The sequence below is a fragment of the Devosia nitrariae genome, from assembly GCF_030160115.1.
Classification (GTDB): Bacteria; Pseudomonadota; Alphaproteobacteria; order Rhizobiales; family Devosiaceae; genus Devosia; species Devosia nitrariae.
This window is the reverse complement of record NZ_BSNS01000007.1, coordinates 476483-502419: the sequence shown is the minus strand read 5'-3', so window position 1 is coordinate 502419 and position 25937 is coordinate 476483. Positions and strand designations below refer to the sequence as shown.

Sequence of the window (25937 nt, the reverse complement as noted above, 5' to 3'; positions counted from 1 at the left end):
GGTTATCCCGCAAACGCCGCCAGCACTCGCGCCCAGCTGCGGATGCCGCGGTGGAAGCTTGCAAGATCGTATTTCTCGTTGGGCGAGTGGATGCGGTCGTCGTTCTGGGCAAAGCCGATGAAAAGCGTATCGAGCCCGATGAGGCGCTTGAACTCGCCGCCGACGGGGATGGAGCCGCCCGAGCCGGTGATGACGGCAGGCTTGCCCCATTCGGCCGAGAGCGCGTCGAGAGCCCTGCCGAGGAGCGGTCCGTCGGCGGGCACGGTCAGTGCCGGGCTTGCGCCGTGCTCCTTGAAGGTCACCCTGCAGTCGGCGGGAAGCCGGGCGCGCACATGGGCGCGGAAAGCCTGGCGGATCTTGTCGGGCTGCATGCCGGAAACAAGGCGGAAGGAGATCTTGGCGCTGGCCTTGGCGGGGATGACCGTCTTGAAGCCTTCGCCGGTATAGCCGCCCCAAATGCCGTTGATCTCGCAGGTCGGGCGGGCCCAGATCTGCTCGAGGACCGAGCGGTCGTTCTCGCCGGCAGGGATCGACAGCCCGGCGCCGGCGAGGAATGCCTTCTCGTCGAAGCCGAGCCCCTTCCACTGGTCCTTCACGGCATCGGGTAGTTCGGCGACGTCATCATAGAACCCGTCGATGGTCACGCTCCCGTCGACATCGCGCAGCGAAGCGATGATGTCCGCCAGCACCTGGTTCGGGTTGCGCGCGGCGCTGCCGAACATGCCCGAATGCAGGTCCTTATCGGCGCAGGTGATCTCGATCTCCTCGCCGACCAGCCCGCGCAGCATCGTGGTGATCGAAGGGGTTTGACGGTCCCACATGTCGGTATCGCAGACGAGGGCGATGTCGGCCGCAAGCTCGGCGGCGTTGGCCTCGATGAACGGCGGCAGGTTCTTGCCGCCCGATTCCTCCTCGCCTTCGAGGAGGATCGAGACCTTGACCGGCAGGCCGCCGGTCGCTGTGCGCCAGGCACGGCAGGCCTCGATGAAGGTCATCAGCTGCCCCTTGTCATCGGAGGCGCCGCGGCAGACGATCTGGCGGGTACCGTCGGGGAGGGCGACGATCTGCGGCTCGAATGGATCAGTGTTCCAGAGCTCCACCGGATCGACAGGCTGCACGTCGTAGTGACCGTAGAACAGCACATGCGGACCCTCAGCCGAGCGGTCATGAGCGACGACCATCGGATGGCCGGGTGTCGGGCGGACGAAGGCCTCGAAGCCCTCCTGGCCAAGCGCTTGGGCCAGCCATTCGGCCGCCTGACGACAGTCCTTCGCATAGGCGGGGTCGGTTGAGATGGATTTGATGCGCAACAGCGCCTTCAGCCGCTCGAGGCTCGCATCGAGGCCGCGGTCGACCTCGGCAAGGACGGTGTCGAGCTTGTCGGGCGAAACGGGGCTGGTCATGCGGCGGTCCTTGGAATCGTCTTTCGGAACGACGCGCACAATGACCCGAGGCGGACGGCGATGTCCATGCCGACAGTCGGCGGACCTGCAAGGGTATGGTGGATCCAGGCCTTTGCCGCGCCTGCCGCGGCCTATTCGGCCGCGATCTCCCGGACCTGGTCGTCGCCGTCACCGGAGCGGCCGATGCTGTGATAGGCAAAGCCAGCCGCCTCGAGCTCGCGGCGCCGATAGACGTTTCTGAGGTCGACGAAGTTGGGCGCGGCCATGGTGGCCTTGAGGCGCTTCATGTCCAGCGAGCGGAACTGGTTCCACTCGGTGATCAGCACCAGGCAATGGGCGCCGGCCGCCGCGTCATAGGCATCGCTGGCATAGTCGATGCCCTCGATCAGGGTGCGCGCCATCCCCATGCCTTCCGGATCATAGGCCTTGATCCTGGCCCCGGCATCCTGCAACGCCTGGATGATGGCGATCGAGGGCGCCTCGCGCATGTCGTCGGTGTTGGGCTTGAAGGTAAGGCCCAAGACGCCAATGGTCTTGCCGCGCACCGAGCCGCCGAGCGCGGCGATCACCCGCCGGCCCATGGCGCGCTTGCGCTGGTCGTTGACGGCAACCGTCGCCTCGATCAGGCGTAAAGGGCTCTCATGGTCCTGGCCGGTCTTGACCAGGGCCAGGGTGTCCTTGGGAAAGCACGAGCCGCCATAGCCGGGGCCGGCATTGAGGAACTTGGATCCGATGCGCTTGTCGAGCCCGATGCCGCGCGCCACCTCCTGCACATTGGCCCCGGTCTTTTCGCACAGGTCCGCGATCTCGTTGATGAAGGTGATCTTCATGGCCAGGAAGGCATTGCCGGCATATTTGATCAGCTCGGCGGTGCGCCGGCCGGTAAACAGCAGCGGTGCCTGGTTGAGGTAGAGCGGGCGATAGACCTCGGTCATCAGCTCACGGGCCCGCTCGTCCTCGAGGCCGATGACGATGCGATCGGGGCGCTTGAAGTCCTCGATGGCCGCGCCCTCGCGCAGGAACTCGGGGTTGGAGACCACGGCCACATCGGCATCCGGGTTGGTCTCGGCAATGATGCGCTCGACCTCGTCGCCGGTGCCGACCGGCACCGTCGACTTGGTGACGACGACGGTAAAGCCGCTGAGGGCGCGGGCGATGTCGGCGGCGGCCGCATGCACATAGGAGAGGTCGGCATGGCCGTCGCCGCGGCGCGAAGGGGTGCCGACGGCGATGAATACCACCTGGGCATCGGCAACGGCCGGGGCTAGCTGCGTGGTGAAGCGCAGCCGGCCGGCCGCGACATTGTCGGCCACCAGCCGATCGAGGCCGGGCTCGAAGATGGGGATCTCGCCGCGCCCGAGCGCGGCGATCTTCTTGTCGTCGAGGTCGACGCAGACGACGTCGTGGCCGAAATCGGCAAAGCAGGCGCCGCTGACAAGGCCGACGTAACCGGAACCGATCATTGTTATGCGCATCAGGCGTGCTCCAGGGCGCTCGCAGGAAGATGAACTCTCGCATGAGGGTAAACAGAAGGTAAAGGCGATTGCCAAGTCATGGTTGACGCGGCGGGTTCGCTCAATCCTGACGGACCAGGTAGTCCTGCCGGTACCATTCGACGAACGCGCGCACGCCTTCGTCGATACCGGTCGTGGGCCGATAGCCCGTCAGCGCCTCAATGAGGCCGGCATTGGCGAAGGTTTGCTCGACGTCCCCCGGCTGCCTGGGCAGCAGGATCTTTTCAGCGGGACGGCCCAGGATCTTCTCGATGGTCGCGATGAAGTCCATCAGCCCTGCCGGCTGTCCGCCCCCGATATTGACGACACGCCAGGGAGCGACCGGCGACAGCGAGTCGACGACGCCCTCGGCTTCGACTGGCCTTCCCGCCTCGGGAACGGCATCCATCAGCCGCACGATCCCTTCCACCAAATCGTCGATATAGGTGAAGTCGCGCTGCATGCGCCCCTCGCCATAAACCTCGATGGGCTGGCCCCGCTCGATGGCCGAGACGAACTTGAAGAGCGCCATGTCCGGCCGGCCCCAGGGGCCGTAGACGGTAAAGAAGCGGAAGCAGGTGGTCGGCAGCTCATGGAGATGCGCATAGGCATGGCTCATCGCCTCACCGGCCTTCTTGGTGGCGGCATAGGTCGAAATGGGGAAGTCGGTTCGATCGGCTTCCTCGAACGGCATCTTCAACTTCTCATTGCCACCATAGACCGATGAGGTCGAGGCGATGAGCAGGTGCCGGGGCGGATGGAGGCGGGCGGCCTCGAGGAGGTTAAAGGTGCCGACGAGGTTAGAGCCGACATAGGTCTCGGGATGTTCGAGGCTGTAGCGCACGCCTGCCTGGGCGGCTAGGTGCACGATGATGTCGGGGGCAAAGGCGGCGACGGCCTCTTCGAGGGCGGCTTTGTCCTCGAGCATGGCCTCGACGGCGCTGAAGCCGTTGCAGCGCTTGAGAATCGCGTGGCGCTCGCGCTTCAGCGACACATCGTAGTAAGGCGTAAGCCCGTCGAACCCTACAACCTGATGCCCATCGGCGAGGAGCCGGCGTGCGAGATGGAAGCCGATGAACCCGGCCGTGCCGGTGACGAAAATCTTCATTAGCGACGGTTCCGCAATGGTTCACCAGTCTTCATTGCGAGCCTGCTCCGAACGCATCACAATCTGGACCGAGGTCTAGCGGAATTCGGGTAGGGTGGGAAGGCAAGGGTCGGCAAAGCGTTAACTGTAAACTTGACTGACAAGTTGGCAGGTGGCAGTCTGACCGGATAAGCGAACGCCGCGAGAGCGTGGGGAGGCCGGATTACCGGCCGCGGAGGACGAAATGCCCGAATCGAACCAATTGCGCGGCCGGAAAGCGGTTGCGGCGGGCGCGGACAGACAATGACGTTGCTGACGGGCAAGCGCGCCATCGTCACCGGCGGCTCGAGGGGCATCGGCCGGGGCATTTCGGTCGAGCTGGCGCGCCAGGGGTGCGACGTCGTCATCGGCTATCATGTCGCCAATGACGAGGACTACGGGCGCGACCGGGCGATCGAGGACGTCGTGGCCGAGATCGCCGCTCTCGGCCGCCGGGCCATCGCGGTCGAAGGCGATATCGCCGATCCGAAGGTGGCGCAACGGCTGGTCGCGGCTGCCGTCGACAATTTCGGTGGGGTCGACGTCCTTTCATCGAACGCCGGCATCTGCCCGTTCCACGCCTTCCTCGACATGCCGCTCGAAACCTACCAGCAGACTGTCGCGGTCAATCTCAACGGGGCGTTCTATGTCAGTCAGGCGGCAGCCAATCGCATGAAGAGCCAAGGGACGGGCGGGGCGATCATTGCCACCTCGTCGATCTCGGCGCTGGTCGGCGGCGCCATGCAGACGCACTACACGCCGACCAAAGCGGGCGTCCATTCGCTGATGCAGTCGGCGGCCATCGCGCTCGGCCCTTATGGCATCCGCTGCAATTCGGTGATGCCGGGGGCCATCGCTACCGACCTCAACAAGGACGACTGGTCGGATCCGGAAAAACGCGCCTATCTCGACAAACGCATTCCACTCGGTCGGTTCGGCACGCCCGAGGACGTGGGCAAGGTCGTCGCCTTTCTCGCCTCGGACATGGCCGCCTATGTCACTGGTGCGGCGCTGCTCGTCGACGGCGGCCTTTTCGTCAATCTGCAATAGGACGGGGGTGCGAATGCAGAAGCTTACCGTCGTCGATCCCCACATCCATTTGTGGGACCTCTCGACCCGGCTTTATCCCGGTCTCGAGACGCCTTCGACCGGGCTCATTGGCGACAATACCGCCATTGCCCGCTCCTACCTCCTCGATGACCTCATCGCCGACGCGGGCGAGGTCGAGATCCTCAAGGCCGTGCACGTGGAAGCCTTCCCGACCGACCCGGTCGCCGAGACGCGCCACCTGCAGGCGATGGCCGACACCCGCTCGCAAGTGAAGCTCGCCATCGTTGCCAATGCTGATCTCTCGGCGGCCGATGCCGAGGCGATGCTGGCGGCGCATGCGGCATACCCGGCGGTGCGCGGCATCAGGCAGGTCATCAACCTGCACACGGATCCCCTCTTTACCTATGTGACGAAGGACTACCTCGCCGATCCCGCCTGGCAGAAGGGCTTCAAGCTCCTCGACCGGTTCGGCATGAGCTTCGACCTGCAGCTCTATCCGCACCAGATGCAGGCGGCGGCGCGCCTTGCGGCAGATAACCCCGCCACACAGATCATCCTCAACCATGCCGGCATGTTCGTCGACCGCACGCTTGCCGGCTGGCGGCAATGGCGGGTCGGCTTGCGGCTGCTGGCAGAACAGCCGAACGTCTGCGTCAAGATCAGCGGGCTTGGCATGTTCGACCATGACTGGACGCTTGAGAGCATCAGGCCTTACGTCCTCGAAACGCTCGATGTCTTCGGCGCTGAGCGCGCGATGTTCGCCTCAAACTTTCCGGTCGACAAGCTCTTTTCCTCCTATGGCGATCTCTGGCGGGCGTTCGCGGCGATCGTTGCGGACCTTTCGGGCGATGAGCAGGCGGCGCTGATGCGCGGTACGGCCGAGCGGGTCTACCGCCTATGACGAGATCGCCGTTCAGGATCACCGCCGTCCGCGTCTTCCTCGTTGCCAGCAAAGGCAATGGCGGGGATTATTTCCAGCAGGGCGCCGGCCACTGGGTGATCGACAGCCTCATTGCCAACCCCATGTCCGGCTATGCCGATTACCGGGAGAAGCGCTCGAGCTGGGGGATTGGTGCGCTGGGCTCGATTGTTGTCGAGCTCGAAAGCGAGGGCGGTGTGACGGGGGTCGCCACGGGCTTTGGCGGGCCGCCGGCCGCCTGGCTCGTCGCCCATCATTTCTCGCGCTTCCTCGTCGGGGCCGACGCGCGCAACATCAACCTCATCTGGGACCAGATGTATCGCGCCTCCATGCCCTATGGCCGCAAGGGTTTGCCGGTCGCGACCATCAGCGTCGTGGACCTCGCACTCTGGGATCTCGTCGGCAAGCTTAGGGACGAGCCGGTCTACAACCTCATCGGGGGCCTGACCCGCGAGGAGATCTCCTTTTACTGCACCGGCCCGTCGGCCGCGGCGATCAAGGGCCACGGTTTCTGGGGCGCCAAGGTGCCGCTGCCCCACGGGCCGCATGACGGACGCGAGGGGCTCAAGGCCAATATCGCCTTCCTTGCCGGCCACCGCGAGGCGGTGGGGGCGGATTTCCCGCTGATGGTCGACTGTTATATGAGTCTGACCGTCCCCTATGCGATCGAGCTTGCGCAAGCGGCCAAACCGCTCGGCATCCATTGGTGGGAGGAGGTGCTCTCGCCCGACGACGTCGAAGGTTTCCGGCAGTTGAAGGCCGCGCATCCGACGCTCAAATGGACGACCGGCGAGCACGAATACACCCGCTACGGTTTCCGACGGCTGATCGAAGAGCGCACCGTCGATATCCTGCAGCCGGACGTGATGTGGGTCGGCGGGCTGACGGAGCTGTTGCGGATCGCCGCGCATGCCAGCGCCTACGACATCCCAGTGATCCCCCACGGCAGCGGGCCCTATTCCTATCATTTCATTGCCAGCCAGCCGCAGCCACCGGTCTGCGAGTACGTGGCGGCGAGCGCCGATGGGTTGACCATCAGGCCGGTTTTCGGCGACCTCTTTTCCGGCGAGGCGCTGCCGGTCGAGGGCAGGCTCAGGGTAGGCGATGCGCCCGGCTTCGGCATGACCATCGCCGACCGCGACAAGCTTGTGCCGTTGAATGAGGAAGCATTAGGCAAATGAACCAGATCGATCTTGCCGGCCAGGTGGCAGTGGTGACGGGCGGCGCCCAGGGAATCGGCTTTGCTATCGCCCGGCGCCTGCTGGCGTCGGGGGCAAAGGTCAGCCTTTGGGACATGAACAGGGAAGCCCTGACCGCGGCGACGGCGGCGCTCGGGACTGACGCCTCGGGCAAGGTGGTCGACATCACCGACCTTGCCGGGCTCGAGCGCGTTCATGGCGAGGTCGAAGCGGAGACAGGCCCGGTCTCGATCCTCGTCAATTCGGCCGGGGTTGCGGGCAGCAACGCGACGCTCGAGGACTACGATCCGGATGAATGGCGGCGCGTGGTCGAGATCAACCTCAACGGCACCTTTTACGTCAACAAGGTGGTGATCCCGTCGATGAAGGCGCGCAATTACGGGCGCATCGTCAACATCTCATCGGTCGCCGGCAAGGAGGGCAATCCCAACCTTTCGGCCTATTCGGCCGCCAAGGCCGGGGTCATCGGGCTGACCAAGTCGCTGGGCAAGGAACTGGCCAAACACGACATCGCGGTCAACGCCATCACGCCGGCAACCGCCAAGACGAAGATCCTCGACACGCTGACCGAGGAATTCATCAACTACATGCTCGTGCGCATCCCGCGCGGGCGGTTCCTCGAGGTCGAGGAGGCGGCGGCGATGGTTGCCTGGCTGGTCTCGAAGGACAACAGCTTCACCACCGCCTCGGTCTTCGACCTCTCAGGCGGGCGCACGACCTACTGATCCACCCGCCCTGCCGGTCAGCTCTGTTCCTTTTGGGCGCCGACGTCCGGGCGGGCCTTGCCGAGACTGGGCTTCTGGCCCAGCGGCTCGGGCTTCTCCACCACACTGAACTTGGAGCGGCCGTCGAGGGATGGGCCGGATGACCAGCGGCCCTTGGGCGTCGGCTCGTCAAGCGAGGTATTGAGGAAATAATAGGAATGCTCGGTCGCCTCGTGCTCGGGCGGCGTCGAGTTGGGGATGGGAAGCTGCTTTTCGAGCCCGCCCAGTTCCTCGATCACCGCCAGCCATTGCTGCTGGTGCATGGTGTCGCGGGCGATGAGGAACGAGAGCATGTCCTTCATTCCGGCATCGTCGGTCAAATTGTAAAGGCGAGTCGCCAGCACACGCCCGCTGGCCTCGGCCATGGCGTTGGCGAGCATGTCGGCGCCGATATTGCCGCTCGCATAGACGTGGCTCATATCGAACGGAACGCCATTGGCGTTGACCGGCATGGCCGAGAGACCCGACGAGAGGATGTGCCGCGGGTTCATTCCCCCCATGATCGCATTGACCACCGGGTCGCCCGCCGCCTTCTCCTGCAGGGACGTGGGCGCGCCATCGAGGTTGAGCGCCACGGCGTGGCCCAGGAATTCGATGTGGGAGAGTTCTTCCGTCGCCGTCATCATCAAGAGGTCGCGATATTTGGCATCGCCGCGCGCGCCCATGGCCTGGAAGAAATACTGCATGGCAACGCGGATCTCGCCTTCGATGCCACCGATCGCCTGCTGGAGATGGCAGGCGAATTGCGGGTTTGGGTTCTCGACACGCACCTCGTACTGAAGCTTGCCGGAATGGTGGAACATGCTGGTCTCCTTGGGTTGGACGAACGTCAACCGGCAAGGCACGGACCCGTTCCACTCGCCGTCGCTGAACCGGGATCGACGGGCAGGCGCCTAACACAGATGAGCCATGCAACCCTTTTCGATCGCACGAACCGGGAACGCCCCGCCCCGGTTCGTGCGTTGTTAGGGTCACGCACAACAAGGGCCTGCCTCAAATGGAGAAGGAAAGCCGCGCGCCTCAAGCTTCGGTCCTTGAGCGCAATATCGAGGCGCTGCTCGACCGGCGGCGGCGCGAAGTGGAAGAGCAGGGCTGGCAGGAGCGACTGGCGATCACCATCTCCAGTTTCGCCGGCAGCATGACGTTCGTCTATCTCCACCTTGTGGTGCTGATCAGCTGGATTGCCATCAATCTGCGCTGGATACCGGTCGTGCCGGCCTGGGATCCGACCTTCGTGGTGCTGGCGATGGTCGCGTCGGTCGAGGCGCTGTTCCTGACGGCGTTCATCCTCATCAGTCAGAACCGCCTTGCACGGCTCAGCGACAGGCGGGCGGATCTCGACGTGCAGATAGGCCTCCTCAACGAGCGCGAAACGACGCGCTTGCTCGAGCTGGTCTCGGCGATCGCCGAGCGGCTCGAGGTGCCGGTTCGCGATGACGATCGCGAGCTTTCCGAGCTGCGGCGCGAAGTCGAGCCGGAGGCGGTGATCGACGAGATCGAGGCCGCCGAGGCGCGGGGGGAGCGCGGACAGTGAGGTCCCGATTACCCGGTTTGAGTGTCCTCAGCCTGAGCCCGCGGTTACTTCAGATCACCAGGTCACTTCCGCGTCAGGAGCCTCAGTTTCTGTCTGCCGGCGAACCACTACCTCACCGGCATGACTTCATCATGCGCGTCTCTCCTGCATCCAAAGCGCTTTGAAAGGAGTTCATCCGTCTGCCGGGTCTGCAACCGGCATTGGACCCATCTTCGGGAGGACAAGATGAGAAAGACCATTTCCACACTGCTCGCCGTCGCGCTTGCGGCGGGCGCGGCCTTCAGCGCTCATGGGGCGGCTGCCCAGGACTATCCGGCCCAGCCGATCACCATCATCGTGCCCTTCTCGGCGGGCGGACCGACCGACACGGTTACCCGGCTCGTGGCCCAGGCGATGAGCGAGGATCTCGGCCAGCAGATCGTCGTGCAGAATGTGGGCGGCGCGGGCGGAACGCTCGGAGCGGCCCAGGCGGCGACGGCGGCGGCTGATGGCTATACGCTGCTCCTCCACCATATCGGCATGTCGACGGCGCCGGCGCTCTACCAGAGCCTGCCTTACGACCCGCAAACCGACTTCGCCCCCATCGGTCTCGTCACCGAAGTGCCGATGACCATCGTTGCCAGGCGCGATTTCGAGCCGGAGACGCTCGAGGACCTGCTCGCCCATATCCGCGAGAACGGCGAGAACATCACCTATGCCAATGCGGGCGTCGGAGCGGCCAGCCAGCTGTGCGGCATGCTGTTGATGGATGCGCTCGACACGAGGATGACCGAGGTACCCTACCAGGGCACGGGTCCGGCCATGACCGACCTCCTGGGCGGCCAGATCGACATGATGTGCGACCAGACGACCAACACGACCACGCAGATACAGGCCGGCGAGATCAAGGCCTACGCCGTCACCACGCCTGAACGGATCGATGCGCTGCCCGACGTGCCGACGGCAGCCGAAGGCGGGCTCGAGAACTTCGAGTTGGCCATCTGGCACGGGCTCTATGCGCCGGTCGGCACGGATCCGGCGATCGTCGAGCGGCTAAGCGCCTCCCTACAAACGGCGCTTGCCACTGAGACGGTGGCGCAGAGCTTTGCCGATCTCGGCACCGCTCCGGTGCCGGCGGACCAGGCGACGCCAGACGCGCTCGCCGAAAAGCTCGCAACGCAGACCGAGCTCTGGGCCGAGGTGGTCGCCGCGGCCGGCGTTACGCCGCAGTAAGAAAGCGCGCTGGCCCCGGTCGGGGAGGACCGGGGCCGGCCGGACACTGGAGCTTTCACGTTCCGACTGGAACGTGAAAAGCTCTAGGTCTTTGAAATGGCGCGTTTTCGAACTGCAAAAGTGGTGTCCACTTTTGCTGAAAACGGTCTAAGGGGGGAGTGATGGCCATCAACGCAGCGCGCAACGACCTTGCCTCGGGCGGCATCTTTGTCGCTTTCGGCGCCTATTTCGTCCTCGAGGCGATGACCTACGAGTTCGGTACGCCCCTGCGCATGGGGCCCGGCTTCATGCCGGTGGTGCTGGGGGCAATCCTGGTGCTGCTGGGGATCGCTGTCATCTTCAAAGCCTTCGCCAGGCCCGAGGAGGAAGCACGCCGGCCCGTGCCTTGGCGTGGCATCGTCCTCGTCCTCGGCACCATCGTCTTTTTCGCCGCAACCATCCGCGGACTGGGCTTCATCCCGGTGGTCCTCGTCACGGCCTTTGCCTCGGCCATGGCCAGCCGCAACAACAGATGGCTGTCGGCCGCCATCATCGCGGCGGGGCTTTGCGTGCTCTGCCTTGCCGTCTTCGTTGTCGGGCTCGGGCTTATCGTACCGCTCGTCGGCCCCTGGCTGCGGTTCTGACGGGAGGAGCGGGACATGGACCTCATCTCCTCCCTCGGACTTGGCTTTTCGGTCGCGCTCGATCCGATCAACATCCTCTATTGCTTCATCGGCGTGTTGCTCGGCACGCTGGTCGGTGTGCTGCCGGGCATCGGCCCGACGGCCACCATCGCCATGCTCTTGCCCATCACCTTCTCGCTGCCGGCCGAAACCGCGCTGATCATGCTCGCCGGCATCTATTACGGCGCCCAGTATGGCGGCTCGACGACGGCGATCCTCATCAACCTGCCCGGTGAATCCTCGGCGGCGGTGACGGCGATCGACGGTTACCAGATGGCCCGCAACGGCCGGGCAGGCCCCGCCTTGGCGACCGCCGCCCTCGGCTCGTTCTTTGCCGGGACGGTGGCGACGTTCCTTCTTGCCGCCTTCGCCCCGCCACTGGCCCGGGCCGCGCTCAGCTTCGGGGCCCCGGAATATTTCTCGCTCATCGTCCTCGGGCTCCTCGTCTCGATCGCGCTGGCGCATGGCTCGGTCCTCAAAGCGTTGGCCATGATCGTGCTCGGCTTGCTGCTCGGCATGGTCGGCCAGGACATCTATACGGGAACCCCGCGCTTCACCTTTGGGCTGCGCGAGCTGTTCGGCGGGCTCAATTTCGTCTCGGTGGCGGTCGGTGTCTTCGGTATCGCCGAGATCCTGCGCAATCTCGAGGACGAGACCGAGCGCGATGTCGGCATCAGGAAAGTCACCAATCTCTGGCTGACGCGTGAGGACTTCCGGCGGATCGTCTGGCCGGTGCTGCGCGGGACGGGCCTTGGCGCGGTGCTCGGCGTCCTGCCCGGCGGCGGGCACGTGCTCTCCGCCTTTGCCTCCTATTCGGCCGAAAAGCGGCTCTCCAAGACTCCGCGTGAGTTCGGCAAGGGCATGATCGAGGGCGTTGCCGGGCCGGAATCGGCCAACAACGCGGCCGCGCAGACCTCGTTCATCCCGCTGATGACGCTCGGCATCCCCGCCCATCCGGTGATGGCGCTGATGATCGGCGCGTTCATCCTGCAGGGCATCACTCCGGGACCCAATGTCATCAACCAGCAGCCGGCGCTCTTTTGGGGGATCATCGCCTCGATGTGGGTCGGCAACGTGCTGCTCGTCGTGCTCAACCTGCCGCTGATCGGGCTGTGGGTGAGGATGCTCTCCATCCCTTACCGGGTGCTGTTCCCCGCCATCGTCGTCTTTGCGGCGATCGGCACCTTCTCGATCAACCAGAACATTTACGATGTCTATGCCATCGCCTTTTTCGGCATCGTGGGATACGCGCTCATCCGCTTCGGTTGCGAACCGGCCCCGCTGCTCCTCGGCTTCGTGCTGGGCCCGCTGCTCGAGGAGCACCTGCGGCGCGCCATGATCATCTCGCGCGGCGACCCTTCCGTTTTCGTCACCCGCCCGATCTCGGCAACGCTGCTCGCCCTGGCGCTGCTGGCGGTGGTGATCGCGGTGCTGCCCAGCATCAGGCGCAAGCGTGAGGAGGTGTTCGTCGAGGAAGATTAGGGTGCCGGGCCAACATAGATTTGGCCGTTTCATCCTCTATCCGGTCGAGAGTTTTGCAATCGGAGGAGACTGTTATGAAGCCACGCATATCGGTGCTGACCATCGGTGTTGCCGATCTGGAGCAGTCTCTTGCGTTCTATCGGGACGGGCTGGGGCTGCCGACCGAAGGGATCGTCGGGCGGGAATTCGAGCATGGAGCGGTGGCGTTCTTTGAGCTCTCGGGCGGACTGAAGCTGGCGATCTGGCCACAGGACGACATTGCCTACGATACAGGGCTTGCCAGAACCCCGGTCAGCTCAACCTCGTTCACCATCGGGCACAACGTTGTCCGCCGCGAAGAGGTCGACGAGGTCATGGGAGAGGCTCGCCGTGCCGGAGCCGAAATCATCAAGGCGGCACAGGAGACCTTCTATGGCGGCTATGCGGGATATTTCAGGGACCCGAACGGGCACCTCTGGGAGATCGTGTGGAACCCGGCCAACCTTCCGGAGGACGAGTAGGCGCGGAGGAGCGGACGGCGCGGCGCGTGGCTCTCGGCGAGTTCGCCGCGCTCACCCTTGAGGGTCTGCATGGTGGTCAACCTAGGCTGCCGAAACAGCATTCGGCGTCCAGTTCAGGGCCCGAGCGGTGCGGCGGGCTTCGAGGCGCGGGCCGGCGGGCAGGGTGCCGGTGACGGCGTCGCGGACGTCCTCGATGCTGATGCCGAGATCATCGAGCCGGCTCGGGTCCATCTCCATCAGGGCGACGAGCGCCAGGCGCTGGGCCCGCCGGACGCGGTAGCCATCGATCAGGGACCCGACGGTGTTGAGGACAGAAGCAACAGTGGACTGAGTGGTAAACGTCGTCATTTCAACCTCCTCTTGCGCCCGGACCCTCCGGGCAGGTGCGGAAGATGTCCTTCCGCCTTCACGACGAGCAGGAGGCGATGGATTCGACAGGACAGTTCATTTTTATGGTCAGGCGTTAGCGCAGGCAAAAAAGCTAGAGCGTTTTCAGCAAAAGTGGACGCCACTTTTGTGGTTCGAAAACGCGCCACTTCAAGGATTTAGAGCTCACGTTCCGATCCAGACGGAACGTGAGAAGCTCTAGGTGATGCGGCCGAACCAGAGCACCGAGAGCGATGCCGCGGCAATCGAGACGAGCGCGGCAATGCCGGCCAGGATGAAGGCGATTTCGGTGAGCTTGCGTTCGGGCACGAGGCGCGTCGAAAGCGTTTGATAGACCTGCGCCAGGGCCTCGGAGGACTGGGCCTCGAAATACTCCCCGAGGGTGACGTCCGCTACAGTCTGCAGGGTCGGGGCGTCGAGCTGGGCCCGCATCGAGCGCCCGCCGAAATCGACGACGTCGCCCTCGGTCGAACCGAAGCCGACCGTGTGAACACGAACGCCGTACTCGGCGGCAAGGCGTGCGGCGAGGATCGGATCGGGGCCCGTCGTCGTTGCTCCGTCCGTCAACAGGATGATGACGGCGCTCTGGTAGGAGCCGGGCTCGACCGGCTCGCGCTCGGGTTCCTCTGGCTCCGGGTCGTCGAGGGAGCGGCCGGAGCTGCTCGGCAGGCCCAGCCGGTCGCGCGGATCCTCCGATCTTTCGATTTCGAATTTCTCGTCGGGAAAGATGGTGGCGAGCGCGGCGATGATGCCTGCGCCGACCGCCGTCCCGCGCCGCAAGTCGAAGCTGTTGATGGTCGCGTGGAGCTGGTCGCGATCGAGCGTGGGAGCTTGCATGAGCATCGCCGCCCCGGCGAAGGCGACGATGCCGATTTCGACGTCGACGGGCTGCTGGGCAATGAAGGTTTTGGCCGCCTCCTGGGCCGCGGCAAGGCGCGATGGCGGCATGTCGGTTGCGCGCATCGATCCTGAAACGTCCATGGAGAGGATGACGGTCGAGCGCGAGGAGGCGAGCTCGACCATCGCCACCGGACGGGCGACGGCAACGATCAAGAGGGTGATGGCGAGGAGCAGCAGGGCCGGCGGCACGTGCCGTCGCCAGGTCAGGTTGCGGCCAACGGCTTGCCTGAGGAGCGGCAGGTTTGCATAGCGCAGCGCCGAACGTTTCCGGCGCGACAGCAGCCAGAAATAAAGGGCGATAAGAGCCGGCACCAGCACCAGGAGCCAGAGCATGTTGGGCCAGAGAAAGTTCATGCTGCCGCTCCTTTCCGGCCGGCTTCTGCCAGCCCCTTGCGCAGGCTAATGAAACCGAGGAGCGCCTCGAAGAGATCGGTGTCGGTCGAGAGCTCCAGGGCATCGACGCCTGCGCTCCCGAAGCCGCTGACGATCATTTCATTCCAGCCTCGGGCAATCTCGGCGAAGCGCCGGCGCAGACCCGGTTCGGAGGTGTCGACCAGCACGCGCTCGCCGGTCTCGGCATCTATGAAGTCGAGAAGCCCTATATCGGGCAGGTCAGTTTCGAGCGGGTCGATGAGGCGCACGGCGACGGCGTCGTGCCGGCGGGCGATCATGGAAAGCGGCGCCTCCCAGCCGGGAACCGAGATGAAATCGGAGATGACGAACACCACCGAACGGCGCCGGATGGCGGCGGCGGAGCGCTTAAGGAACGCGCCGAGATCGGTCTGTGGCGCCCGCAGCCGGCGTGGATGGGCAAGGATCTTGTCGAGCATATAGGCGAGGTGCCTGCGGCCGGCGCGGGCCGGCACCACGTGCTCACTGACGCCATCGAAGAGAATGGCGCCGACCTTGTTGCCCCGCGCCGCCAGCAGGCGGGCGAGCACGGCGACGAACTCGGTGAGCATCTGGCGTTTGTCGGCATTGCCCGAGCCGAAATCGACGGAGGGGCTGAGATCGAGCAGGAACCACCCGGTGACGTCGCGGTCCTCGTTGAAGACGCGTACATGCGGCACCCCGGTGCGCGCGGTGACATTCCAGTCGATATAGCGGATGTCGTCGTGGAACTGGTATTCGCGCAGATCCGCAAAATCGAGCCCGAGCCCGCGAAAGAGCGTGCGATAATCGCCCTGCATCACCCCGTCGAGACGGCGCACCACCGTCCATTCGAGGCGTCTCAGAAGGTTCTCAGCGTGTCGCTGCGATGTCGACATGGCTTTGCAAGGGCTGTTCCGGCGCGGGCACGGCGCGCAGGACCTGGTTGATGATGTGGTCAGGCGAAATGGATTCCGACAGCGCCTCGTAGGAGAGCGCCAGGCGGTGGCGGATGACGTCCGGGGCGATGTCGATCACATCCTCCGGCAGCACGTAGTCGCGCCCGCGCAGGAACGCCAGCGCCCGCCCCGCCTCGATGAGGTTGATGCTGGCCCGCGGGCTCGCCCCGAAGGTAATGAAGCGGGAAAGATCACCCAAGCCCACCGTCTCGGGGTTGCGGGTCGCGGTGACGAGCCGGACGGCGAACTGGATGAGGGTTGGATCGACATAGAGCTCGCGGCACCTGCTCTGCAGGGCAGCCAACTGCTCGGTGGTCGCAACGGGCGAGGCGGCAAGCGCGGTACCGGTGACTCGCTCGACGATGACGAATTCCTCGTCCTCGCTCGGATAATCGACGAGCACCTTCATCATGAACCGGTCGACCTGCGCTTCGGGCAGGGGATAGGTGCCTTCGGTCTCGATGGGGTTCTGCGTTGCCATGACGACGAAGGGGTTGGGAACGGGGTGGCTTTCCCCGGCGATGGTGACCTGCCGTTCCTGCATCACCTCGAGCAGGGCGCTCTGCACTTTGGCTGGCGCACGGTTGATCTCGTCGGCCAGCAGCAGGTTGCAGAAGACGGGGCCAAGCGAAGTGTTGAATTCAGCGAGCTTCTGGTTGTAGATCCGGGTGCCGACGAGGTCGGCGGGCACGAGGTCCGGGGTGAACTGGATGCGCCGGAAGCTGCCCTGGATGGCCTCGGCAAGGGTGTTGACGGTCAGCGTCTTGGCCAGACCCGGCACACCTTCGACGAGCAGGTGGCCCCTGGCGAGGAGCGCGATCAGCACCCGTTCGAGGAAGTGGTCCTGGCCGACCACCACCCGTTTGATCTCGTAGAGGATCTCTTCCATCAGCGAAGCGACGGCGGGGGCGGATTTGTCTCTGCGTTCGGCCATGGTTCGATCCCGTTGGTTAGAGTGGAGAGTCGGACACTGCGCCCCCCGCTTCCTCGATGGTCACGGCAAGGCCGATGCCGGCAAAGGTGCGGATGCCGGATGGGTTGAGGATGGCTGTGACGATGCCGACGACCTCGCCATCGGCATTGAGCAGCGGCCCGCCGGAATTGCCGGGATTGGCCGCCGCATCGAACTGGATGAGATTGCGGATCGAGCCCTCGCTCTCCCGGTCGAGCACGCGCAACAGGCCCGAGACGATGCCCGAGGACACGGAGGGCCCGATGCCGAAGGGAAAGCCGATGGCGATTACCTCGTCGCCCGGTTTGAGGGCAGCGGCCGAGCCCAGCGTCGCCGGCTGCAGGTCGTCGGGCAGGACACTCGGGCGGATGACGGCGAGGTCGAGGTCGGGCCGGGCTCCGACCATGAAGGCGGTAGATTCGGTTCCGTCGGCGAATTCAACCCGCAGGCGCTTGGCGGCGCGGGCGACGTGCAGATTGGTGAGGATAGTCCCCTGATCGTCGATGATGACGCCGGTGCCGACGGCGGTGTAGCGCTCGTGGAAATTCTCCTCGACGCGGCCCTCCTCAGGCAGTTTCACAGGCGGTCCACCCTGCTGAGCTTGCGGATTCGGCGCGGATCCGGCCAAGGGCCCGTCCTCCGGATCATAGCCGTTGACCCGGACCACGGCGGGCAGGGCGGCCGCGTAGGCCTGGGAGGCAATGGAGGGCGGACGCGGGCGTTCGCTGAGCGCGAAGTTGACCGCATCGTTAATATTGGTCTGCGTCAGGTTCTGCCCCGGCGGGCGCAGGAGCTCGTAGAGCCCCATGATGAGGAGAACGATGGCGACGGAGGCCAGGACCAGCGCCTTGGCCTGGTGGCGAGTGTAGACGGTGGCAAGCCCGGCGCCGAGCCTTCTTCGCCAGGACGGGGGTCTCGGTTCCGCGGGCGCACCAAAAGGCGCCGGCTGGACAAATCCCGTCCCAGCCGATTGCGCCGCACCCCGTGTCCGCCCTCGGGACGAACCGCTGTAGACCGGCCGCCGCTTCACAATCGCAAGCTCCGATAAAAAACGGGCACCGCCCCGCTTTCCGAACCAGCTTAACGCGTCAGGCGTCGGAACGGATCACTGATCTCTAAAATTTGTGCGGCCGATCACCACGCGCTGCTATGATCCTCGATACCTGCGCAAGCTGGTACGGGGAAACGCTGTCGAGCCTCTGGTACGCGTGCCTCCGGCGGCTGACACAAACTCCTGACAATGAACAACATTGAGCGCCGGCGAGGTCGGCCATCTCCGCTTTACCGCCGCAATTGCGGTTTCTATGATTGGCACAATTGTGGGGCGAGGAGGGACGATATGCCGGGGACTCGGGACTGGGCGCGTTGGTTTGGTGCGGCCGTGCTCATGTTGGTGGGACTGGCCAGTGTCTCCGCCGATACGAAAATCAACCTCTTCGACAACACCGACTTGCCTGGGTTCGACTATGGAATCCTGCGCAACACCACCCTCGATGCCTGCCAGGCAGCTTGCGCCGACGATCGCATCTGCCGGGCATTCACGTTCAACGACAAGTCGGGCTGGTGCTTCCTCAAGGGCGAGATGGGGACCCAGACCGACTATGACGGGGCCACCTCCGGGCGGGTCAGCCGGTCGCCTTCCCCGGCCATGATCAGCGCCGAACGGCTTGCCGAGCTGCCGTTCCCGGGCCAGAACATCGTCGATGCCGCCAAGCGGTTGGCGACCGACCTGCCCTCGACCGACACGCCGCCGCCGGGCGCCCAATATGCCGAGCTGGTGGCGTCCGGACACCAGGCGATGACCGGCCAGAATCCGGCCGGCGCGATGGTCGCCTATCGCCAGGCGCTGGCCATCAACGTCAATGATCCGGCCATCTGGCAGGCCCTTGCCGACGCGGCATTGACGCGCGCGGAGGCCGTTGCAGGCCGGTCGTCGGGCGACAACAGCTATGATCTGGGCTGGCTGGCCGCCCAGGCCGCGATGAACGCATTCCTGCGCTCCGAAAGCGAAGCCGACCGCGCCGATGCGCTGCGGACCTTGGCGCAGGGACTGGAATACCGCGAAATGTGGCGCGAGGTGATTGCCAGCTATCGCGCCAGCCTGGCGCTCGAGGCCGATCCGGAACTGGAAGCGCATCTCGACGAGGTCGTTGCCCAGCACGGCTTCCGCGTCACCGACCATGAGGTGAATGCCGAGGGCGCCGTGCCGCGCATTTGTGCGAACTTCTCGGAGCCCCTGGGGCGCAGCAACGCCAATCTCTCCGACTATGTGGTCGTCGACAGCGCGCAGGCGGCCGTGGATATCGAGGACAACCGCATCTGCATCGAGGGCGTCGAGCACGGCAAACGCTATTCCATTCGCCTGCGCGCCGGCCTGCCCTCGGCGACCGGCGAAACCCTGCGCAAGGACGTAGCGCTCGACGTCTACGTGCCCGACCGCAGCCCCTTCGTCGGCTTTGCCAACACGGCCTATGTGATGCCCTCGAGCCTGGGGGGCGGCTTGCCGGTCAGCTCGGTCAACGCCGAGACCGCCGAGATCATGATCTACCGCATCGGAGACCGGACCATCGCCACGGCCGTGCGCGACGGCCTCTTCAGCGGTGATCTCACCCAGTATTCGGCCGAGGAGATCGCCGACCAGACCGGCGAGCTGGTCTACGAGGGCGAGGTCGATCTCGACCGGGGTCAGCGTAACGCCATGGTGACCACAGCCATTCCGGTGGGCGAGGCCATCGGCGAGATGCAGCCGGGCGCCTATGTGATCACCGCCACCGTCAAGGGCGAGGAGCAAACGTATTGGTCGGAGCGGGCGACGCAGTGGTTCATCGTGACCGATCTCGGCCTCACCACCGTCAAGGGCGACGACGGCGTCCACGTCTTCGTGCGCAATCTTTCGGGCGCGGCGCCCGTCGACGAGGTCACGGTGCGGCTGGTGGCCGTCAACAACGAGATCCTCGGCGAAGTGACCACCGATGCCGATGGCCGAGCGGTGTTCGCCCCGGGCTTGGCGCGGGGCACCGGCGGGCGGGCGCCGCAATTGCTGACCGCCGAGACGGCGGATGGCGACTATGCCTTCCTCGACCTATCCCAGCCCGCCTTCGATCTGACCGACCGTGGGGTGGAAGGTCGGCCCTCGCCTGGCCCGCTCGACGTGTTCGCCACGACCGAGCGCGGCGTTTACCGTCCGGGCGAGACGGTGTTCTTCACCGCGCTCGTGCGCGACGCGCGCGCCAATGCCGTTGCCGACCTGCCGCTGACGATGGAGTTGCAGCGCCCGGACGGCGTCGTCGCCAACCGCCAGGTGTTCGACGCGCAGGGCGCAGGGAGCTATTTCGTGGCCCTGCCAATGGCCAGCGAAGCCCTGCGTGGCGCCTGGACATTGCGGCTCTATGCCGACCCGAAGGCCGATGCGCTGAGCAGCACCACCTTCCTCGTCGAGGATTTCGAGCCTGAACGGCTGGCCTTCGAGCTCAGCGCCAGCGACGCCCCGATCGTGCCCGGCGAGGTGACCGAGGTGGATGTCGCGGCCAAATATCTCTATGGGGCCACGGCCCCCGGTCTCAAGATCGAGGCCGATGCCATCACGCGGCCGCGCACGACGCTGGCGGGTTTTGCCGGCTACGTCTTCGGGCGCGTGGACGACACCGTCGAGACCAGCCGCTTGCCCTTGGGCGTGGTGGGCACGACCGACGATGCCGGCAACGCCGTTGCCGAAATCACCCTGCCGGAACCCTATGCGACGACGCGGCCGCTCGAGGCGCAGCTGCTGTTGCGTCTGGTGGACACGAACGGGCGGACGATCGAACGCAGCCTGACCCGTCCGGTCAGGGCCGAGGGCGACCGGCTCGGCATCAAGCCGGTGTTTCAGGATTCCTCCGAGATCGACGCCGGCAGCCCCGCCATGTTTGAAATCATCGCCGTTTCACCAGACGGCGACGCGATAGCCAAGCCAGGGGTCAGGTGGTCGCTGTCGCGCATCGAGACCAGCTATCAATGGTATCGCGACGGCTCGACCTGGAAATGGGAAGCCATCACCACGCCGCGCGAGGTGGCGACGGGCACCGCCGATATCCCGGCCGGAGGCCCGGCGAACGTCGGCGCCAATGTCGATTGGGGGCGGTATCGGCTCGAAGTCGAGAGCGATGGCCCCGACCGGCATTCGTCGAGCTACGAATTCTATGCCGGCTACTATTATGTCGATGCGGGCTCGGACACGCCCGATACGCTCAAGGTCGCGCTCGACAAGGACGCCTACAGGGTTGGCGAAACCGCGCAGTTGCGCCTCGAGCCGCAGTTCGCTGGCAACGCGCTCATCATGGTCATCGACAACCGCGTCATCGCCATGGAGGCGGTGGAAGTGCCCGAGGAGGGCACAACCGTCGCCCTGCCGGTGACCGAGGAATGGGGCCCGGGTGCCTATGTGACGGCGGTACTTTACCGGGCGGCCGACAGAAGGCAGGAACGAATGCCCACCCGCGCACTGGGCCTTGCTTTCGCCGATGTCGATCCGGGTGACCGCAAGCTCGATGTCGCTCTCGACGTGCCGAGCGAATCCTTGCCGCGCCAGGGCCTCGAGGTCACCGTCGACCTCGGCAACGTGCCGGCCGGGACAGAGGCTTATGTGGCGGTGGCGGCCGTCGATCTCGGCATTCTCAACCTCACCAATTTCGGCGTGCCGGCGCCCGACGACTGGTATTTCGGCCAGCGCCAGCTCGGCATGGACATCCGCGACCTTTATGGGCGGCTGATCGATCCGACCCAGGGTCTGCCGGGTGCGCTGCGCTCGGGCGGCGATGGCGGCGCCTCGCGGCTGGGCACGCCTCCACCCACCACCGTTCTCGTCGCCCAGCATTCGGGCATTGTCACCGTGGACGAGAACGGCACCGCCAGCATCAGCTTCGATCTGCCCGACTTTGCCGGGACGGTGCGGCTGATGGCCATGGCCTGGACCGACACGGCCGTAGGCCATGCCTCGGAGGACGTCATCGTGCGCGATCCGGTCGTGGTGACACTCAGCCCGCCGCGCTTCCTGCGTGTGGGCGACGAATCGCGTCTTTTGGTCGAGGTCAACAACGTCACCGGGGAGGCGGGGACCTATACTGTCGCCCTCTCGACCGGCGCCGGTATCGGCACCAATGCCGGCACCACCGAAGTGGAACTGGCAACGGGCGCGCGTACGGCGCTCGATCTGCGTCTCACCGGCGATGCAATAGGCGATTGGCCCGTGGTGCTGACCCTGACCCAACCGGATGGCTCCTCGCTCGAGAAGCAGTTGACGCTGGGTGTGCGTCCGGTGAGTGCGCTGGTTTCGACGCGCGAGGTCATTCCGATCCCTGCAGGCGAGGCGGTCAGCATCGGCGACGATTATCTCGAGCGCTATCTGACCGGAACCGGCGAGTTGACCATTGCCATAGGTCCCATGGCGCGTCTTGACCTGCCGGGCCTGCTCACGGCGCTCGACCGCTATCCCTATGGCTGCGTCGAACAGGTTTCCAGTCGCGCTCTGCCGCTCGTCTATCTCAACGAGGTGGCCCAGCGCATTGGCCTCGGCACCGAAGGCGAGATCGACCAGGCCGTGGCCGATGCCATCACGGCGGTCCTTGCCAAGCAGAGCTCGTCGGGCGGGTTCGGCCTGTGGAGTCCCTATGACGGCGGCAGCCTTTGGCTCGACGGCTTCGTGACCGACTTCCTGCTGCGTGCCAAGGCAGGGGGATATACAGTACCGGAGCTGGCGCTGACTATGGCACTCGACAACCTCGCCAACCAGCTCGCCTATGCCAGCGACTTCGAGGATGGCGGCGAAGACGTGGCCTATGCGCTCTACGATCTCGCTCGCGCGGGCCGGGCCTCCATAGGGGATCTGCGCTACTATCTGGAAGCCAGGCTCGATGCGTTCGCCTCGCCCCTGGCTCAGGCCCAGCTTGGTGCGGCCCTCGCGCTCTATGGCGACCAGCCCCGCGCCAATACCGCCTTTGAGGCGGCGTTGGCCAAGCTCGACGAGGAGGGCAGAAGCAGCCGGCACGTAGACTATGGCAGCAACATCCGCGATCTTGCCGGCGTCATCGCGCTGGCCGCCGAGTTCAAGCCTTCGGGCGTGGACCTGGTGGCGCTCACCGGCGAGCTGGCGAGGCTGCGCGACGAGGTCAGCTATACCTCGACCCAGGAAGACAGCTGGACCCTGCTGGCCGCAGCCGCGCTCGGGCGCGAGGCGAGCAGTGGGGAGGTCACCATAAATGGAGAGGCTGCGAACGGTGAGATCTATCGGCGCTTCCTTGCCGATGACCTCACAACGCCGGTCGAGATCGTCAATACCGGCAGCTCGGATACCGAGCTCGGCGTGACCAGCACCGGCTATCCCACCACGCCGCCGAAGCCCTCGGCTAACGGATTCACGCTCAGCCGCAGCTATTATCTGCCCGACGGCACGCCAATTGATCCAACCGCCGCTCCGCTGGCGCAGAACGATCGGCTGGTGGTGATCGTGAGGCTGCGTCCCCACGATCTGGGGTCGGGCCAATATGTGGTCGCCGACCCGCTGCCCGCCGGCTTCGAGATCGAAAACCCGGATCTCTCGGCCGGTGAGGGCGCTTCGGATCTCGGCTGGCTCGAAGTCGATCGGCCGGTGCATGTGGAATCGCGCACCGACCAGTACGTGGCGGCCTTCCGCTATTATTCGAAACCGAGTGGCAGCATCACCACCGCCTATATGGTGCGGGCGGTCTCGCCCGGCAGCTTCGTGCTGCCGGGCGCTACGGTCGAGGATATGTACAGGCCCGAACGGCGCGCCATCACGGCCAGCGGCATGGTCGAGGTCACGCCGACCGGGCCATGAGTGGGGATATGAGCGGGATGGCTGCTCCCTCGCCGGACCATGGGCCGCGCCTCTGGGCGCGGCTCCTGGTGCTCGGCGGGTTCATGCTCTTCGTCGGCGCGGCGGCTGGGGCCATTCAGATCAACTCCATGATTGCCGGTATCTCGCGCACGCTGCCGCCGGCGCCCGATCCGGCGCTGCTCCCCGTGTCGGTGGTGGTCGTTGACCGCAACGGGCAGTTGCTGCGGCCCTTTACCACCGCCGATGGGCGCTGGCGCCTGCCGGTCACGCAAGCCCAGGTCGACAGGCGCTTCCTCGACATGCTGCTCGCCTACGAGGACGGGGGGTTCTACGAGCATGACGGCATCGCCTGGACGTCGATGGCCCGGGCAGCGGGGCAATTCCTGCTGGCCGGCGGCCGGGTGGTCTCGGGCGGCTCGACCCTCACCATGCAGGTTGCACGTCTGATCGAGGGCGGCTCGACCAGGAGCCTCGATGGCAAGCTGCGCCAAATGGTCCATGCCGGCCGGATCGAGCGCGAGCTCGGCAAAGAGCAGATCCTCGATCTCTATCTGTCGCTGGCGCCCTATGGAGGCAATATCGAGGGTATCCGCGCGGCGAGCCTTGCTTATTTCGGCAAGGAACCTTCGCGCCTCACCACCGCCGAGGCGGCCTTGCTGGTGGCCCTGCCGCAATCACCCGAAGCGCGCCGGCCCGACCGCGATCCCGGGGCGGCACGCGCCGCGCGCGACATGGTGCTGGACCGGCTTGCGGTCGCGGGCGTGCTGAGCCGGGAAGAGGCCGCTGCCGCAAGGCTCGAGCCCATTCCGACGGCGCGGCGCGACTTCCCGATGCTGGCCGCCCATATGGCGCAGGCGGCGCAGACCGCCCAGCCGCAAATCCGAGAGATTGCTCTGACCATCGATAAGCCCCTCCAGGACGCACTCGAGCGGCTGGCGGCGGCGCGTGCGCGCTTCATCGACCCGAGAGTGTCCGTGGCTATCGTTGCGGCCGATGTGGAAAGCGGCGAGGTCCTGGCGTCGGTCGGCTCGGCGGGGCTGTTCAATTCCGAGAGCCAGGGTTTCGTCGACATGACCACGGCGGTGCGCTCTCCGGGCTCGACGCTCAAGCCCTTCATCTACGGCCTTGCCTTCGAGATGGGCCTGGCGCATCCGGCGAGCCTGATCGAAGACCGTCCGACGGCCTTTGGCGCCTACGTGCCCGCCAATTTCGACGGGTTCACCCGTGGCACGGTCAGCATCCGCCAGGCGCTGACCGAGTCGCTCAACATTCCGGCGATCGTGGTGCTCGATGCGGTGGGGCCGGCGCAGCTTGCGCTGCGCCTGCGGCGGGCGCATGCGCCACTGCGGTTCCCGCCCGATACCGCTCCCAGCCTTGCCATCGGGCTCGGTGGGGTGGGTGTCACGCTCCGCGATCTCGTCTCTGCCTATGCCGCCATCGCCCGGGGTGGGCGGTCGGTCCTACTGACCGACGGAGTCACGCCGCTGCCGGCCGCAATGGACGGGGCGGCGCCCGTGTTCGATCCTGTAGCGACCTGGTATGTCGCCGATATCCTCGCCGACGTGCCGCCGCCGCTCAATGGCTCGCCCGGCCGCATCGCCTACAAGACCGGTACGTCCTACGGATATCGCGATGCCTGGGCCATCGGTTTCGACGGCCGCACCGTGGTCGGCGTCTGGGTCGGGCGGCCCGATGGCACCCCGGTTCCAGGCCTCGCGGGCATCACCGCCGCCGCGCCCGTGCTTTTCGAGGCCTTCGACCGGCTGGGGCAACGCCAAGCGCCGCTGCCGCGGGCGCCGGCAGGGGCGCTGATCGCCTCCAACACGGAGCTGCCGGCGCCGCTCCGCCGCTTCCGCCATCCCGACCAGGAGATGGTGGCACGCGATACCGGGCCGCAGATCGCCTTTCCCAGCGATGGCGTCGACCTCGACCTCGCCTATGCCGCCAACGTCATCTCGCCGCTCACCATCAAGGTGCGCAACGGCGTGCCGCCCTTCACCTTCATGACCAACGGCCTTCCGGTGGGCCGCACAGCCTTTGCCCGCGAGAGCCGGTGGCAGCCCGACGGCCCCGGCTACGTCACGCTTTCGGTGATCGATGCCGAAGGGCGCGCCGATAGCGTTACGGTGTTCCTGAATTAAGCTGCATTCGTCCGATGTTGGATCGAACGCCTACTTAACTCAGTTTAGTGGAC

Annotated in this window: 20 protein-coding genes; 11 read left to right on the top strand and 9 right to left on the bottom strand. The window is 65.7% G+C overall.

All coding sequences use genetic code 11. The annotated features are described in order from the left end of the window. Nucleotides 1-2: 2 nt before the first annotated feature. From QQK18_RS07675 to QQK18_RS07665, 3 genes are all read right to left on the bottom strand, one after another. Nucleotides 3-1403 (bottom strand): M20/M25/M40 family metallo-hydrolase, encoded by a 1401-nt coding sequence (locus QQK18_RS07675; protein WP_284339716.1) that lies wholly within the window; start codon nt 1401-1403, stop codon nt 3-5. A 131-nt stretch (nt 1404-1534) separates the two neighbouring features. Further along, nucleotides 1535-2878 carry a UDP-glucose dehydrogenase family protein gene (locus QQK18_RS07670; RefSeq protein ID WP_284339715.1) on the bottom strand — a complete coding sequence of 448 codons (1344 nt, stop codon included), beginning with the start codon at nt 2876-2878 and terminating at the stop codon, nt 1535-1537. A 100-nt stretch (nt 2879-2978) separates the two neighbouring features. Beyond that, nucleotides 2979-4004 (bottom strand): NAD-dependent epimerase/dehydratase family protein, encoded by a 1026-nt coding sequence (locus QQK18_RS07665; RefSeq protein WP_284339714.1) that lies wholly within the window; start codon nt 4002-4004, stop codon nt 2979-2981. Nucleotides 4005-4286: 282 nt separating this feature from the next. Here QQK18_RS07665 and lra1 point away from each other — a divergent pair, with 282 nt between their 5' ends. The 4 genes from lra1 to QQK18_RS07645 are packed head-to-tail and all read left to right on the top strand — an operon-like array spanning nt 4287 to nt 7915. Further along, nucleotides 4287-5072, top strand: a complete 786-nt coding sequence (gene lra1, locus QQK18_RS07660) for an L-rhamnose 1-dehydrogenase Lra1 (RefSeq protein ID WP_284339713.1) — start codon at nt 4287-4289, stop codon at nt 5070-5072. Nucleotides 5073-5085: 13 nt separating this feature from the next. Beyond that, a complete protein-coding gene (locus QQK18_RS07655) occupies nt 5086-5973 on the top strand; it encodes an amidohydrolase family protein (protein ID WP_284339712.1) in 888 nt (295 codons plus the stop codon). Then, nucleotides 5970-7172, top strand: coding sequence for an L-rhamnonate dehydratase (gene rhmD, locus QQK18_RS07650; protein ID WP_284339711.1), 1203 nt, complete (start codon nt 5970-5972; stop codon nt 7170-7172). The genes QQK18_RS07655 and rhmD overlap by 4 nt, the downstream gene beginning before the upstream one ends. Beyond that, on the top strand, nt 7169-7915 hold the full coding sequence (locus tag QQK18_RS07645) for an SDR family NAD(P)-dependent oxidoreductase (RefSeq protein WP_284339710.1): 747 nt from the start codon (nt 7169-7171) through the stop codon (nt 7913-7915). The genes rhmD and QQK18_RS07645 overlap by 4 nt, the downstream gene beginning before the upstream one ends. A 17-nt stretch (nt 7916-7932) precedes the next feature. Here the strand turns inward: QQK18_RS07645 and QQK18_RS07640 are convergent, their stop codons facing one another. Further along, nucleotides 7933-8757 (bottom strand): manganese catalase family protein, encoded by an 825-nt coding sequence (locus QQK18_RS07640; RefSeq protein ID WP_284339709.1) that lies wholly within the window; start codon nt 8755-8757, stop codon nt 7933-7935. 194 nt (nt 8758-8951) lie between these two features. On the opposite strand from QQK18_RS07640, the gene QQK18_RS07635 reads away from it, so the two are divergent. The 5 genes from QQK18_RS07635 to QQK18_RS07615 all read left to right on the top strand — a co-directional run bounded on the left by QQK18_RS07635 (nt 8952) and on the right by QQK18_RS07615 (nt 13344). Beyond that, entirely contained in the window at nt 8952-9488 is a 537-nt protein-coding gene (locus QQK18_RS07635; protein WP_284339708.1) for a DUF1003 domain-containing protein, read from the top strand. Nucleotides 9489-9713: 225 nt separating this feature from the next. Beyond that, the gene (locus tag QQK18_RS07630) at nt 9714-10700 is read left to right on the top strand and encodes a tripartite tricarboxylate transporter substrate-binding protein (protein WP_284339707.1); all 987 of its coding nucleotides are present in this window, start codon (nt 9714-9716) and stop codon (nt 10698-10700) included. Between the two features lie 161 nt (nt 10701-10861). Then, nucleotides 10862-11323, top strand: coding sequence for a tripartite tricarboxylate transporter TctB family protein (locus QQK18_RS07625; protein WP_284339706.1), 462 nt, complete (start codon nt 10862-10864; stop codon nt 11321-11323). A gap of 15 nt (nt 11324-11338) precedes the next feature. Next, nucleotides 11339-12844 (top strand): tripartite tricarboxylate transporter permease, encoded by a 1506-nt coding sequence (locus tag QQK18_RS07620; RefSeq protein WP_284339705.1) that lies wholly within the window; start codon nt 11339-11341, stop codon nt 12842-12844. Between the two features lie 74 nt (nt 12845-12918). Then, nucleotides 12919-13344, top strand: coding sequence for a VOC family protein (locus tag QQK18_RS07615; RefSeq protein ID WP_284339704.1), 426 nt, complete (start codon nt 12919-12921; stop codon nt 13342-13344). An 81-nt stretch (nt 13345-13425) separates the two neighbouring features. Here QQK18_RS07615 and QQK18_RS07610 read toward each other — a convergent pair whose 3' ends face one another. The 5 genes from QQK18_RS07610 to QQK18_RS07590 form a co-directional block, all read right to left on the bottom strand. Then, on the bottom strand, nt 13426-13692 hold the full coding sequence (locus tag QQK18_RS07610; protein ID WP_284339703.1) for a hypothetical protein: 267 nt from the start codon (nt 13690-13692) through the stop codon (nt 13426-13428). Between the two features lie 237 nt (nt 13693-13929). Then, nucleotides 13930-14985 (bottom strand): VWA domain-containing protein, encoded by a 1056-nt coding sequence (locus QQK18_RS07605; RefSeq protein WP_284339702.1) that lies wholly within the window; start codon nt 14983-14985, stop codon nt 13930-13932. Continuing rightward, nucleotides 14982-15899 carry a DUF58 domain-containing protein gene (locus tag QQK18_RS07600; RefSeq protein WP_284339701.1) on the bottom strand — a complete coding sequence of 306 codons (918 nt, stop codon included), beginning with the start codon at nt 15897-15899 and terminating at the stop codon, nt 14982-14984. The genes QQK18_RS07605 and QQK18_RS07600 overlap by 4 nt, the downstream gene beginning before the upstream one ends. Continuing rightward, a complete protein-coding gene (locus QQK18_RS07595; protein WP_284339700.1) occupies nt 15874-16893 on the bottom strand; it encodes an AAA family ATPase in 1020 nt (339 codons plus the stop codon). Before QQK18_RS07595 ends, QQK18_RS07600 begins: the two co-directional genes overlap by 26 nt. Nucleotides 16894-16909: 16 nt before the next feature. Next, nucleotides 16910-17941, bottom strand: a complete 1032-nt coding sequence (locus QQK18_RS07590; RefSeq protein ID WP_284339699.1) for a S1C family serine protease — start codon at nt 17939-17941, stop codon at nt 16910-16912. Nucleotides 17942-18250: 309 nt separating this feature from the next. On the opposite strand from QQK18_RS07590, the gene QQK18_RS07585 reads away from it, so the two are divergent. Both QQK18_RS07585 and pbpC read left to right on the top strand, forming a co-directional pair. Then, nucleotides 18251-23743 carry an alpha-2-macroglobulin family protein gene (locus QQK18_RS07585; RefSeq protein ID WP_284339698.1) on the top strand — a complete coding sequence of 1831 codons (5493 nt, stop codon included), beginning with the start codon at nt 18251-18253 and terminating at the stop codon, nt 23741-23743. Nucleotides 23744-23760: 17 nt separating this feature from the next. Further along, nucleotides 23761-25884, top strand: a complete 2124-nt coding sequence (gene pbpC, locus QQK18_RS07580; RefSeq protein WP_284339696.1) for a penicillin-binding protein 1C — start codon at nt 23761-23763, stop codon at nt 25882-25884. Nucleotides 25885-25937: the final 53 nt, after the last annotated feature.